The sequence below is a fragment of the Robertmurraya mesotrionivorans genome, assembly GCF_050971805.1.
GTDB lineage: Bacteria > Bacillota > Bacilli > Bacillales > Cytobacillaceae > Robertmurraya_A.
The window spans coordinates 710,519-723,710 of sequence record NZ_JBPCCH010000001.1; the positions used below are offsets into that span (position 1 = coordinate 710,519).

General features: G+C 37.4%; 18 protein-coding genes. 14 read left to right on the forward strand and 4 right to left on the reverse strand.

Going from position 1 to position 13,192, the window contains the following annotated elements; all coding sequences use genetic code 11:
• Positions 1 to 84: 84 nt before the first annotated feature.
• The gene (locus ACRX5O_RS03620) at positions 85 to 681 is read left to right on the forward strand and encodes an MFS transporter (protein WP_433904643.1); all 597 of its coding nucleotides are present in this window, start codon (positions 85 to 87) and stop codon (positions 679 to 681) included.
• Positions 682 to 757: 76 nt separating this feature from the next.
• Entirely contained in the window at positions 758 to 1,654 is an 897-nt protein-coding gene (locus tag ACRX5O_RS03625; RefSeq protein ID WP_433904644.1) for a 5'-3' exonuclease, read from the forward strand.
• Positions 1,655 to 1,691: 37 nt separating this feature from the next.
• Here ACRX5O_RS03625 and sspL read toward each other — a convergent pair whose 3' ends face one another.
• Positions 1,692 to 1,835 (reverse strand): small, acid-soluble spore protein L, encoded by a 144-nt coding sequence (gene sspL / locus ACRX5O_RS03630; protein ID WP_119708888.1) that lies wholly within the window; start codon positions 1,833 to 1,835, stop codon positions 1,692 to 1,694.
• A 106-nt stretch (positions 1,836 to 1,941) separates the two neighbouring features.
• Here sspL and ACRX5O_RS03635 point away from each other — a divergent pair, with 106 nt between their 5' ends.
• Together ACRX5O_RS03635 and ACRX5O_RS03640 are read left to right on the forward strand one after the other, a co-directional pair.
• Positions 1,942 to 2,403 (forward strand): divergent PAP2 family protein, encoded by a 462-nt coding sequence (locus tag ACRX5O_RS03635; RefSeq protein WP_340904428.1) that lies wholly within the window; start codon positions 1,942 to 1,944, stop codon positions 2,401 to 2,403.
• Between the two features lie 65 nt (positions 2,404 to 2,468).
• Positions 2,469 to 2,735 carry a DUF6123 family protein gene (locus ACRX5O_RS03640; RefSeq protein WP_251514807.1) on the forward strand — a complete coding sequence of 89 codons (267 nt, stop codon included), beginning with the start codon at positions 2,469 to 2,471 and terminating at the stop codon, positions 2,733 to 2,735.
• A 29-nt stretch (positions 2,736 to 2,764) separates the two neighbouring features.
• Here ACRX5O_RS03640 and ACRX5O_RS03645 read toward each other — a convergent pair whose 3' ends face one another.
• Together ACRX5O_RS03645 and ACRX5O_RS03650 are read right to left on the reverse strand one after the other, a co-directional pair.
• Positions 2,765 to 3,685: a DMT family transporter gene (locus ACRX5O_RS03645; protein ID WP_433904645.1), complete on the reverse strand. Its 921-nt coding sequence runs from the start codon at positions 3,683 to 3,685 to the stop codon at positions 2,765 to 2,767.
• A complete protein-coding gene (locus ACRX5O_RS03650) occupies positions 3,682 to 4,095 on the reverse strand; it encodes a reverse transcriptase-like protein (protein ID WP_433904646.1) in 414 nt (137 codons plus the stop codon). Before ACRX5O_RS03650 ends, ACRX5O_RS03645 begins: the two co-directional genes overlap by 4 nt.
• Positions 4,096 to 4,282: 187 nt before the next feature.
• Between ACRX5O_RS03650 and ACRX5O_RS03655 the strand changes: the two genes are divergently transcribed.
• A complete protein-coding gene (locus tag ACRX5O_RS03655; RefSeq protein ID WP_433904647.1) occupies positions 4,283 to 4,942 on the forward strand; it encodes a reverse transcriptase-like protein in 660 nt (219 codons plus the stop codon).
• 15 nt (positions 4,943 to 4,957) lie between these two features.
• A complete protein-coding gene (locus ACRX5O_RS03660; protein ID WP_377059135.1) occupies positions 4,958 to 5,137 on the forward strand; it encodes a zinc-finger domain-containing protein in 180 nt (59 codons plus the stop codon).
• Between the two features lie 49 nt (positions 5,138 to 5,186).
• Here ACRX5O_RS03660 and cspD read toward each other — a convergent pair whose 3' ends face one another.
• On the reverse strand, positions 5,187 to 5,387 hold the full coding sequence (gene cspD / locus ACRX5O_RS03665) for a cold-shock protein CspD (protein WP_066047720.1): 201 nt from the start codon (positions 5,385 to 5,387) through the stop codon (positions 5,187 to 5,189).
• A gap of 300 nt (positions 5,388 to 5,687) precedes the next feature.
• On the opposite strand from cspD, the gene ACRX5O_RS03670 reads away from it, so the two are divergent.
• The 8 genes from ACRX5O_RS03670 (at position 5,688) to ACRX5O_RS03705 (ending at position 13,191) form a co-directional block, all read left to right on the forward strand.
• Positions 5,688 to 6,641, forward strand: a complete 954-nt coding sequence (locus ACRX5O_RS03670) for an HD-GYP domain-containing protein (RefSeq protein WP_433904648.1) — start codon at positions 5,688 to 5,690, stop codon at positions 6,639 to 6,641.
• Between the two features lie 58 nt (positions 6,642 to 6,699).
• Positions 6,700 to 6,987 carry a hypothetical protein gene (locus ACRX5O_RS03675; protein WP_119708881.1) on the forward strand — a complete coding sequence of 96 codons (288 nt, stop codon included), beginning with the start codon at positions 6,700 to 6,702 and terminating at the stop codon, positions 6,985 to 6,987.
• A gap of 185 nt (positions 6,988 to 7,172) precedes the next feature.
• Positions 7,173 to 8,366 (forward strand): amidase, encoded by a 1,194-nt coding sequence (locus ACRX5O_RS03680; protein ID WP_433904649.1) that lies wholly within the window; start codon positions 7,173 to 7,175, stop codon positions 8,364 to 8,366.
• Positions 8,363 to 9,244: a fumarylacetoacetate hydrolase family protein gene (locus ACRX5O_RS03685; protein WP_433904650.1), complete on the forward strand. Its 882-nt coding sequence runs from the start codon at positions 8,363 to 8,365 to the stop codon at positions 9,242 to 9,244. The genes ACRX5O_RS03680 and ACRX5O_RS03685 overlap by 4 nt, the downstream gene beginning before the upstream one ends.
• 40 nt (positions 9,245 to 9,284) lie before the next feature.
• On the forward strand, positions 9,285 to 10,940 hold the full coding sequence (gene ggt, locus ACRX5O_RS03690) for a gamma-glutamyltransferase (protein ID WP_433904651.1): 1,656 nt from the start codon (positions 9,285 to 9,287) through the stop codon (positions 10,938 to 10,940).
• A gap of 45 nt (positions 10,941 to 10,985) precedes the next feature.
• A complete protein-coding gene (locus tag ACRX5O_RS03695; protein WP_433904652.1) occupies positions 10,986 to 11,567 on the forward strand; it encodes a chromate transporter in 582 nt (193 codons plus the stop codon).
• Positions 11,564 to 12,094 (forward strand): chromate transporter, encoded by a 531-nt coding sequence (locus tag ACRX5O_RS03700; protein ID WP_433904653.1) that lies wholly within the window; start codon positions 11,564 to 11,566, stop codon positions 12,092 to 12,094. Before ACRX5O_RS03695 ends, ACRX5O_RS03700 begins: the two co-directional genes overlap by 4 nt.
• 314 nt (positions 12,095 to 12,408) lie before the next feature.
• The gene (locus ACRX5O_RS03705) at positions 12,409 to 13,191 is read left to right on the forward strand and encodes an ABC transporter ATP-binding protein (protein ID WP_433904654.1); all 783 of its coding nucleotides are present in this window, start codon (positions 12,409 to 12,411) and stop codon (positions 13,189 to 13,191) included.
• The last annotated feature ends 1 nt before the right edge of the window (position 13,192 follow it).

Below are 13,192 nucleotides of genomic sequence, written 5' to 3' on the forward strand. Positions count from 1 at the left end.
ATCCCTTTGAAAAGGGATTTATTTTTTATTTTCTTATCGTTATAATTAGAATTGTAAAAAAATTCTAATTACTCGGGGGTACATATGATTTCTAGTGGATATACTGTTACAAAAAAGAAAAAAACAGACTATACTCAAATGTTAGTTCCGATAGCCATTATTTTAATTCTTGGATCTATCTTTATTGCCTTGTTTTTTCTTGCTCCAATCCAATTTTTACTTTATAAGCCAAGTGGGGAGTGGTTTTTTGAGCCTCCTAAAAATGCTTATTATGCCTTTATTGGTGGAATTCTTCTTGTAGCTGCGATGTTAATAGGAACAGCTATTGCTATATATAAAGATAAGATGACTAAAGGAATGAAGGGTTTTATAACGGTAGGGTATATACTAAGTGTGCTGATCTTTGTATTGAGTATCAATCAATATCATTATGCAAACCAATCAGGCATAGTTCTAAATCGCTTTTTGAGCTTTGAAGATGAAAAATATACATGGGAGGACATTACTTCCGCAGAAGAACAAGCAATCGTCAAAAACGGAATGATGAGTAGCGGGACACTTACCCTTACTTTTTCAAACGATAAAAGTTATACTTTTTTGTTAAATGAAAATGTAAGGAAAGCAAAAATTGCTATGTACTATGAGTTAGAGAAACAAGGAATTAAGGTTAAGAGAACATAATAAAGAAAACAATACCATCTTTGATAATTAATTTTCATGATATAATGGGGATTATGCTCTAAAAGGAGGACCATGAATGACAAACCAATCTACAGATCGTTCCCTTTTACTTGTTGATGGAATGGCACTATTATTTCGTGCTTTTTTTGCAACAAGTGTATCGGGTCAATTTATGATAAATTCTAAAGGAATACCAACAAATGGTGTTCATGGTTTTGTGAAACATTTTTTAACGGCGATATCAACCTTTAAGCCAAGCCATGTAGCCGTTTGTTGGGATATGGGAAGCAAAACATTCCGAAATGAAATGTTTACAAATTATAAAGCAAATCGCTCAGATGCACCCGTTGAATTGATCCCGCAGTTTGATTTAGTCAAGGAAGTAGTTAGTGCATTTGACATTCCTAATATCGGGTTAGAAGGGTATGAGGCAGACGATTGTATCGGAACAATTGCCAAGTCTTCGATGAACGATTTTGAGGTTAGCATATTAACAGGAGATCGTGATATTCTTCAACTGTTAGATGAGCGAATTAAGGTCATATTGCTTCAAAAAGGGTTTGGGAATTATGCCGTTCATACCCCTGACTCCTTCTATACAGAGAAGGGAATTCTCCCGAGGCAAATGATTGATGTAAAAGCGTTAATGGGAGATCCTAGTGATAATTATCCAGGTGTAAAAGGAATTGGTGAAAAAACAGCCCTTAAGTTAGTTCAACAATTTGAGCATGTTGAAGGGATTGTTTCGAATTTACAATTGCTTACTAAAGCGCAAAAAACAAAAATAGAGCAGGATTTGGACATGCTTTATTTAAGCAGAAAGCTTGCTGAAATCAAATGTGATGTTCCGATTTCCTTCTCACACGAGGAATCAGTATTCCAATTCAACCAGGAGAAAGTTCTAACAAAGTTTAAAGAGGTTGAGTTTAGAGGGCTGGATCGTTTATTGCCAGACCAGCAAATATTAGCTTAATCGAAGCTGCCCGTTAATTTGGGCAGCTTTTTTCTAATTAAATCTTAGTATTGCTTTTCTTAGCTCTATTTTCTAATTTACTTTTCGGATTCGGTGTAAATTCAGCATCCTGTCCATATCCTTGAGGATTCACACCAGGAGCTTTTGTACCACGGTTTGTATGTGAGTTTTTTCCTCCCATTTTCATTCCTCCTAATATAAGGTTGTTACTGCCTTAACGATTATATTATTACCTAATTGCATAATCTCACTCTCCTTTCTTCACAATAAAAAGGAGGTGAGAGAATGTGAATAAAGGTGTCTATATAGCGCTTTCAAGTATAGCTTTAGCACAGGGATTAAAAATTCCCATTCATTATTGGAAGAAGAAGGAGTTTAGACCGGATTTGTTTTTTCAAACGGGTGGGATGCCTAGCTCCCATTCCGCTGGTGTCGCTTCCTTAACAACATATATTGCCTTAAATCGTGGATTACCGACCATTGATTTTGCTCTGTCTCTTGTTTATGGATTAATTGTTATGTATGATGCACAGGGAATAAGACGGCAAACGGGTGAGCTTACTTTAAAAGTGAATGACTTGGATGATTTACTTGATAAAGTGAATCATGAAAAACCCGTGCATTTTGAAGAAAAGGCCCCAGATAAATTGAAGGAAATGCTTGGTCATAAGCCAGAAGAAGTAGTGGGTGGAGCGCTTCTTGGGGTACTAACCGGGACTTTAGGCTATTTAATGGATAGAAAAAGATAGAAAAATGTCGATTGATGAGATAAAATCAAGAAGATGTGAAGCAATCATAGGGAGTGTAGAGAACCTTGAGTACGGAAGAGTACGTAAGTCATTTATTAGACAAAGGATTCCTTCTAAAGGATGATGCGATTGGCTTTATTTATTTTGGAAAAAATTATACCGGTGCTTCTGATGAACTAGCAAATGTGGCGATTGAAGTCACACTAAAGGCTCAAAAAAGCTTTGATGGTAGCTTTTATGTGTCTCTACTTGAATGGCTTATGTCAAATCAAATTAAAACGAAAAAAGAGGCTTATCAATTTATAAGAGAAGCCGAGCTGCTGACAATATAGAAAAAGCGTGTGAGATTCACACGCTTTTTTTATATCGCTTGCTTTTTTTCTGTATATATGGAATGCTTTTTTTTTACTGGCAGTTCGGCAAAAATCATTCCAGCAAAGATACATATACAGCCGAGTAACGCATTGGATGTTAGTCTTTCAGCGGCCCAAACATAAGCAGTAATGGCAGCGAACACAGGCTCCATGGCAAAAATTAAGGCAACTCTTGTTGGAGTCGTATATTTTTGAAAGCTTGTTTGAGCAAAAAAGGCTAGAGCTGTTGCGAATACAGAAGTAATAAGTAAAGCAATTAGTACATCTTGTTGTCCTAGAATATCTAGACGAAAGGCTAAAGAATAATCTTCAGTAAATAAAGCTAACAAACCTGACAAAATAGACACTGTGAAAATTTGAATAACAGTCAGCAACAAAGTGGGGAACTTTTCACTGTACCTACCCGTGAAGATTATATGCATGGCAAAACCAACGGCACAAGCGAGGACAAATGCATCACCTCGATTTAATGATGTTATATCTGTTAAAGTTAGTAGATATAATCCAATCGTTGCAATGCCCACTCCGATTAAAGCATTTCTTGTTGGCTTTTGTTTCAGTAAAAATAGAGAAAAAAGCGGAACAAGTACAACGCTTAGTCCAGTGATAAAACCAGCTTTAGAGGACGAAGTATAAAGCAATCCAACTGTTTGAAAAGCGTATCCTGCAAATAGCCATCCTCCGAGTAATATACCAGATGTAAGGATGAATCGATTGAGTTGTAGTAGTTGTTTGCGTTCAAATATCACTAGCCATCCGCCAAGAATAAGAGCAGCGATAAAAAAACGAATGGCATTAAACGCGTTTGGTGGTAAGGATGCAATCGCATTTTGAACGAGCACAAAAGTTGAACCCCACACAAGGGCAACCATAAGTAAACTAATGTCCGCAAATAATGACTTTTTCATATGTCCTCGTTCTCCTTGATGGTTTCATTTTTTCGAATAGCTGCTCGGGCGAGTTCATCTGCTGATTTATTTTCTGAACTTGGAATCCATTTCATAAAAAATAAATCAAAATCTTTAGAAAGAGTTAATGCTTCTTCAAGTAAAGGAGCAAATTGCTTATTTTTCACAAATTCCTTTTCAATTGCTCGATTTACCAGTTCTGAGTCCGTCCGAAAGGAGACTACTTGATATCCATTCTTTTTACATATTTTTAATGCTTCAATAAAAGCATAATATTCAGCTTCATGGTTGCTCATTACACCTAATGGGATAGAATAGCGTTCAACTTTGCCATTCGCTTTAATAAAAATACCAGCTCCACTAGGACCTGGATTGCCAGCGCTAGCGCCATCAATGTATACTTCAATCATTGATTTCCTCCAATAAACGTCATTTTTACATAGTATAAGCTAGTTTAACATATTTTTTGATTAAGCGTATGAATTGTCAGAAAAAAGCTCTAAGACCAAAATACCAATCTTTTGTAATTTTTTTTTTAAAAAGGAAAAGATAAAAACATCGTAAAAAGTAGCTATACATAAAGAGAGGATGAAAAGAATGAAATATAAATTAGAGTATAAATATAAAATAAAAAATATTGATCCAGTAGCTTTAACTTCTAATGATTTTTTATCAGCTGAGGATGCGATAACCGCTGGTGAAGAGCTTGAGAAAACTGGAAAAGTACTTGATTTAGAATTTCATGATGAGATGGGCTCAACGTGGACCCTTAAGGAAATGAAAAAGTTATCGGAAGAAATTGAGGAGGAACCGCATGATGTTATTGTGTACTTTGACGGTGGACATGACATTAACAGCAATCGGGCAGGTATTGGTGCGGTTATTTATTATAAACAAGGAAAAAAGAAATTCCGTCTTCGTGCAAATGAAGTAATTGATGAGATGGAGACAAACAATGAAGCGGAATATGCAGCTTTGTACTTTGCTCTTGATCTGCTAGAAGAGCTTGGAGTAACTAAGCTTCCTTGTGATATTAAAGGAGATTCACAGGTGGTTCTGAAACAACTAGAAGGAGAATGGCCGTGTTACGAGGAAAATTTAAATCGCTGGCTTGATCGGATAGAAGAAAAAGTAAAAAAACTAGGCTTACTTCCTCGTTATGAAGCGATTTCTAGAAAAGATAATAAAGAAAGTGATAAGTTGGCGACTCAAGCTCTAGAAGGTAAGTCTATTCATAGTAAAATGCAGGTGATTTAATAAAAGGTGGGGATTATGCTGAGTAGGCAACAAATATTACGAGAAGTAGAAGAATTAATGGGACGTTATTGTAAGGAATGTTTCCTACATAAGCATCACAAAGATGAAAAGGGGAGAAGATACGCACATCGATTTTGTATTACTAATTGTACGGTTGGGGAGAAAATAAAAGAGATGGGAAAAAGACTGACTTGATTAATAAATAAAGGCTGGCAAAAAGCCAGCCTACTAGTAGTATATTGGATTATAGCTTAACTACGTTAGAAGCTTGTGGTCCACGGTTTCCTTCAACGATTTCAAAAGAAACTTCTTGACCTTCTTCTAATGACTTAAAACCTTCACCTTGGATTGCTGAGAAGTGTACGAATACGTCGTCTCCACCTTCAACTTCGATGAATCCAAAGCCTTTTTCATTGTTAAACCATTTTACTTTACCATTTTGCATATAAACTTTTCCTCCTAAGCCTTTCAAGACACATAAGGTCCCCAAGTATATATTACCATCAAGCCGAACATATTTAACTAAATGTAACAAGTAAGGAAATATATTCTGATTAATGATGCTTCTAATATACACGAAATATATGTGAATAGTCAATAAATTATCGCTAGAATTTCACTCATATTGAAAGACTTTCCACCTATGAAAATCACCTTTGAAATGGAAAAAATACCTATTCTACTAAAAAGGAATTTGATATGATTTAAATAGATTCATATCCTTAATAGAAGAAGAGGGATAGCAATGGAGAAAGAGCATTTAACTGTTCAAGAGATTGATGATATTCTTGAAAAATTAGGAAATGAGGCCAAAGACCAAATACGATATGGCTACTCAAATAAAGAGGCAATAAAAAACATTACCGCAAAAATTAATCAAGCATCAAAGCAAGTGGAATTGATTTTTTCTAATTTAATGCTGGGTGAAGAATTAAATATAAGTACGTTAGAGAAAGAAATCCTTCCTGTAATATCTCAAGCTTCAGAAATCCCTCATATATATCACTTATTTTATGAATTAAACAAAACGGAAGAATATACATACAGACATACCATTGGTGTAGGGATTATCTCCTTGATGATTGGTAAATGGTTAAAGCTCTCTGAAGGTGAACTGAGAGAATTAGCAATCGGAGCGACAATGCATGATATAGGTAAGACAAGGGTTGATCCATTTATTTTAAATAAAAAAGGAAAGCTTACAAAGGAAGAATACGAGGAAGTGCAGCTTCATACTAGTTATGGATATGAAATCCTTCGTAAGATTGATCAGTTAAGCGACCGTGTGGCTCTTGTGGCACTTCATCATCATGAACGGGAGGACGGAAGGGGATATCCTAAGGGGCTAGTAGGTAATCAAATTGATTTGTATTCCAAAATTGTCGCGATAGCTGATATGTTTCATGCGATGTTATCTAGACGTGCTTATCAAGAGCCGCTGCCCTATTATACGGCATTAAGACACCTTCAAGATCATGCATTCGGAAAGTTAGATGCTAATATTACGCTTTTATTCCTGTATAAATTAATGGACAGTATTATCGGTCGATCGGTTATGCTAAGTGACGGAAGTATTGGGAAAATCATAATGGTTGATCGTTATGACCCTCTCCGAACTCTTGTGCAAGTAAATGATCAAATCATTGACCTCAAAATGAATCGTGAGTTAAATATTGAGAAAGTAGTAAACGATGAATAAGGTGTAAAGCGAGGCATATATTTTTATAAGGAAAATTTGAAATGATAAGGGTGAGGGCATGTACCGATTTTCCATTGATAAAGAGGATTGGATTTTACGATTCTCTCCCAATATCCAAGTTCCGAAAGACGTTCAGTTAACAATAGTGAATTGGATTATTCAGCTAGGAAATCTTCTCCCATCTTATGCGCATGGCCAGTCCTTTCTTATTAAAAGTGAAGAAGAAGGAATCATTGTTTTTAATGTTGAGAAAGTACCTTCACTGATCCTTACCGTATCTAACATAATACCTAAAGAAAAATGTTTTCATCAAAAGGGAAAACTTATTAATCATTGGAAATGGTAAACGGCCACATGTGGCCGTTTTTTTATTTTATTTAAGTATTTACCTTATTTGATTGTTTATTTTGACCAAAAGTGAATAAATATTTAGTTGAAATGCCAATGACTTGATAGAATAATCAAACTATAATAAAAGGAAATGTGATGAAAGCTGACATGGAAAGGGACATTCTGAAGGAGGAAAGAGAAATGGATGACAAATGGAATGCGTTTATAAACGACCACCTAAATATCAAACAGACAGAGTCGGGTCAATTAAAAGAGCTTTCCTTCGGTGTAAAGGATGTGTTTGAGATTAAGGGTTATCGAAGCAGTGCGGGAAATCCTGATTGGTTACAGTCTCATCAAGCTTTCAAGCGACACGCGCCTGTTATTAATCAACTGTTAGAGCAAGGCGCCTGTCTTAGAGGTACGACCCATACGGATGAATTAATGTACAGTTTGAACGGCGAAAATTTTCATTATGGGACACCGGTTAATCCAAGATCGGCTGATCGTATACCTGGTGGATCTTCAAGTGGTTCAGCTGTGGCGGTTTCAGCTGGTTTAGTGGATTTTGCACTTGGGACTGATACGGGAGGTTCCATTCGTGTCCCCTCTTCTTATTGTGGGATATTTGGTTTCAGACCGACACATGGACTAGTTGATAGTAAAGGAGTGATCCCGCTTGCTAAAAGCTTTGATACGGTTGGCTGGATGACAAGAGATCCAAATTTATTGCTTGCAGTAGGCGAGGTTCTTATTCGTGAAGGTACAAATGATATGGAGGAGTTTTCCTCTTTGTTTTTTGAAAATGAAGCATGGTCATATGTAGAAAACCAAACAAAAGGTAGTTATTTGCAAAATATTGAGGTGTTAAAAGAAAACTATAGTACTCAATATGTGAACATCACAAAGGATGGACTTTCAAAGTGGGCAGAATTATTTAGGAATATCCAAGGCATTGAGATTTGGAATGAACATGGGGATTGGATAAACCGTGTGAAGCCTGCCTTTGGTGCTGGGATTGCTGAACGTTTTCAATGGGCAAGTACGCTATGTAAAGAGTACTTAAGTGAATATGAAGAGGAAAGGGAGCTAATAACGGATCAACTGTCTGCCTTGTTAAATAGTAATGGTCTTTTAGTTATACCTACTACCTCAGGGGAAGCACCAATGCGAAATTTAACGGTTGAAGAAATGGAACAATACCGTTCGAAAACAATGAAGCTAACATGTATAGCGGGACTCTCGGGGTTTCCGCAAGTGACGATTCCTTTAATAAAGGAGAATGGAATTCCGATTGGATTATCTATCATTGCCAATCATCATTCAGATTTGAAATTATTGCGTTGGGTACAACAATTAACAAATAAATTAGCGATAATAGGTGATACTCCATGAAATTAGCAACAATAAAATATATGAATCAGGAAGAAGCTGCCATTATACATGGTGGAGAAGCGATATTGATAACGGAATTGAATAGAATTGAAGGTGCAAACTGGGAAACTTCTATATTTGATTTGTTACTAATGAATCAGCTAGAAGAGTTGAAAAATTGGTATCAAAATAAAGGTGCCGAGGGGCTAAATACTTATCCGAAAATCAATACCAAAGACTTTACATATACGGCCCTATATAGAAAACCGAAGAAAATACTTGGAGTAGGGATGAACTACCTTGAAAAGGTAAAAGAGTTGTCTTTTACACCAACTGAAACAGAACCAGTAAGTTTTTTGAAACCAGATTCCAGTCTCATTGGCCCGATGGAAACGATACGATTACCTGCTTACTCTCATACAGTGACGGCAGAAGGGGAGCTGGGGATTATTATTGGCAAGATGTGTCGGAATATAGAGCAAGACGAGGTGCCGGGAGTAGTCGCAGGATTCACGGCAACTTTAGATATGACAGCAAAAGATCTTCATACACGTAATCCTCGCTTTTTACAAATCTCAAAAATATTTGATACCTTTTTTAGCTTCGGTCCACAACTTATTACTAAAGATGAAGTTACTAATTTAGATGATATAACCGTTCAAACGGTTTTAAATGGAGAGATAGCTCACTCGAACGAGGTCATAAATATGCTGTTTAGTCCCTGGTCTATCGTCTCGTTTTTTTCGAAAATAGTCACTTTAACTCCAGGAGATATTATCATGACGGGGACTCCTGGCTCTGTTGTTTTGAAAGAAAATAATATTGTTGAATGCCGAATAGACGGGTTTGCGCCGTTGCAAAATCCTGTTGAAGCGGAAGAGACAACAAATATTTATTAGTATTCAAGCAATTATTGAATTTATATGGAGGGGTTTTCTGATGTATCGATCTTTACATTCTTCCTATCGACCTACCACTATGGCACCGAATGGCATGATTACCACTCCTCACTATTTAGCCTCACAAGCAGGTATGAAAGTGCTGCAGGAGGGAGGAAACGCTATAGAAGCCGCCATTGCAGCTGCGTCCACCATTGGAGTTGTGTATCCGCATATGAACGGCATAGGTGGTGATAATTTTTGGTTAATATACAATTCCCACAATAAGGAACTGAAAGCGTTAAATAGCAGTGGTCGTTCGGGTGAACTTGCAACGATTGATTTTTACAAGAAGCAAGGATTAAAAAAAATTCCACCCAGGGGGGCTCTAGCTGCCAATACAATACCGGGTGCTATTGCAGGCTGGGAAAAGGCTTTTCGATATTCCGTCGAAAATATGAGGGGATGTTTTCGATGGAAAGAGTTGCTCCAATCTGCTATTAGCTATGCTAAAGACGGGTATCCGGTTACCCCTAGTCAGGAATATTGGACCCGCGTAAATCTTGATGAAACCGACAATCAGTTAAGGCATTTGCAGAAATACTCTGAATTTAAAAAGATATTTACAAAATCAAGTGGTCTTTCCTATTGCGCAGGAGATGTAATGAAGCAACCAGATTTAGCAATCACATTAGAGGGAATAGCTGAAGAAGGTAGCGAATTGTTTTATAAGGGGATGTTGGCCAAGAATATCACGAAAGACCTTAACGCTAATGGGGGAATATTAACTGCTGATGACTTTGCTTCTCATCATTCCGATTGGGTTGATCCTATTTCGGTAGATTATCGCGGACACACTGTGTATAATCTGCCACCTAATACACAAGGTTTTGCTTCGTTGTCCATATTAAATATATTAAATGATTTTGATGTACCATCTTTGACAGAGGGTTCATCCGATTATTATCACTTGCTAATTGAAGCTACTAAACTAGCTTTTGAGGATCGTGACCACTATCTAACAGATCCTGACTTCTCCTATATCCCGCTAGAGGAGCTTCTTTCCTCGAAAAGAGGAGAAGAACTGGCTCGTAAAATTACATTTAATAAAAGCAGCAAATTAGAGAAGAAGTTGGATCCAAAGGGGGATACAGTTTGGCTTGGTGTGGTTGACCGCTACGGAAATTCTGTGTCACTTATACAAAGCATTTACCATGAGTACGGTTCTGGTTTTATCCCTAAGAATACAGGTATTGTCCTACAAAATCGAGGAAGCTTCTTTTCTCTAACTGAGAATGATGTCAATTGCCTTCAACCAAAAAAGCGAACCTATCATACTCTCAATCCTGCGATGCTGTTTAAAGGAGGGGATCCATACTTGGTGTATGGGACGATGGGAGGAGAAGGACAACCGCAAACGCAGGCTGCATTAGTCACAAGGATACTTGATTATCACTATCCCGTCCAAGTTGCCATTGAAGCTCCAAGATGGTTATACGGTCGTACATGGGGAGCTGAATCCAACAGCGTAAAAGTAGAAGGAAGAATTTCTAGTGTTATCCGTAGAGAGCTAAAAGAGAAAGGGCATGAGATTGAGTGTGTATCAGAGTTTAGTGATATTATGGGTCATGCAGGTGCGATATTAATCAATCCGGATAGCAAGATAAAATATGGTGGTGCGGATCCGCGTGGAGATGGTGCGGCACTTGGTTACTAGCGCACGTATTTGCGGCCTGACTACAGAAAGTGGGTGTTCTTTTAGATGAGACTACAATGGGATATTTTTGTCGCATTTTTTAGGTCCGGAATGTTAGGGTTTGGTGGTGGTCCCTCTACGATTCCTCTTGTACATAAAGAGGTGGTAGGGACATTTAAATGGATGAATGATCAGGAGTTTAGTGATGTATTGGCGTTGGGAAATACTCTCCCGGGACCGATAGCGACGAAGATGGCTGGATATATTGGTTACCGAGTGGGAGGTATCAGGGGTATGCTCAATGCTGTACTTGCCACTGTCCTACCAACCATTCTTTTAATGTTACTTTTATTAACTTCATTTAATAAAGTTAAGGATCATCCTAGGGTTGAAGGAATGACTAATGGAGTTGTCCCAATTGTTGGAGTCATGATGGCCACGCTAACTTGGGATTTTATCAAAAAAACAAAACAAGGCTTTGGTTGGAAAAAGGGAGTCTTTCTTCTATTAGGTAGCTTTATCGTGATGGAAATTCTAGATGTGCATCCAGGAATTGTTATTGGAGGGTTATTAGTTATAGCAGTTACCATGTCTGATAAGAAGGACAGAATAGATATACAAGTAAAAGGAAATAGTGAGAGCTTATGATCTATATACAAATTTTTATTGCATTTTTCATTCCTGGCATTATTGGATATGGAGGAGGACCGGCATCCATACCCTTAATTGAACATGAAGTGGTTAGTCGTTATGGTTGGATGACGACAAGTGAATTTAGTGAAGTATTAGCGTTGGGAAATGCGTTACCGGGACCGATAGCTACCAAAATGGCTGGTTATATTGGCTATGAGGTAGGGGGAGCGCTTGGTGCGGTCACTGGTGTGCTTGCTACGATTACCCCTTCATTATTTATCATGATTGTCCTACTAAGGTTACTATTCAAGTACAAAGATTCGCCGAAAGTGAAAAGATTATCAATGATTGTCCTGCCAGCAGTAGCAGTTTTGATGGCCAGCCTTACTTTTGATTTTTTCCAAACCTCCTATTTTTCAAATGGTTTATGGTCAACTTTTGTAATCGCTATTGTGAGTCTTTTGCTCATCGAAAGGTGGAAGGTGCACCCTGCATTTGTGATAGTTGGAGGGTTAGCGGTCGGCGCGATTTTCCTAAGTTAATAGAGAGAAACAAGGTATGCTAGGCCCAGTGTGTATTCACTGGGTTTTATTATTGTCATTTAATCTCCCAAGCATTTTACCTATGATTTAAAGCTTTGGTTAAAGTAACTAAAAAGAAATGATAAGTTTGTAAATGTTAGCTAATGTCAAACTAATCTGAAAATTATATAATGAGTTTATGTTACATCGCGTGGTATGTTTTATAACATAGTGGACTTTGAAAGGAATGCAGATGAGTGACTTATCAAAAAATGTTAAATATTGTTACATATTCAAATAAGTTGCAGTTTTAGAAAGTAGAAGGAGGAGTAGTAATGGGGGCCATGCAAAAAGAGGTAGTATCTTTTCGAGGTGTGGATAAAATCTACAACACGGGTACGGTTGCGTTAAGTCAATTGGACTTGTCTATTCATGAGGGAGAGTTTATTAGTTTCCTAGGTCCTTCAGGCTGTGGGAAGTCGACCGCTTTGAGAATGGTTGCGGGTTTAGGTGAAGTGACAAAAGGTAAGGTGGAGGTGTTCGGTCAAAACCCGAAGGATCTTATTCGTAATTCAAATGATATTGCTTACGTATTTCAGGATTCGAATTTATTACCTTGGAGAACAGTCCTTGATAATGTGGTGCTCCCTCTAGAATTGAGAGGATCTAATAAAAATACAAGAAAAGAAATAGCTATGAGAGTTCTTGAAATGGTTGGTTTGAAAGACTATTTAAAGTCCTATCCAAGACAGCTTTCAGGTGGGATGAAAATGAGAGTTTCAATCGCTCGTGCTCTAGCTGCTAAACCGAAGTTGCTTTTAATGGATGAGCCGTTTGCTGCATTGGATGAAATGACAAGGCAATCTCTGCAAATGGATTTATTAGACATATGGAAAAAAGAACATACGACTATTTTATTTGTTACTCATAATGTATACGAAGCGGTATATCTATCCTCTAAAATCGCAGTTATGTCAGCGCGTCCTGGAAGATTGTCTTCCCTAATTGATGTAGATCTGCCTTATCCAAGAGACAGGGTAAATAGTGCATTTACAGAGTATGTGGATTTAGCTTCTCAAAGTCTTGAGCATAGCTTGAATCGAAAGGAGTTGGTCTAGG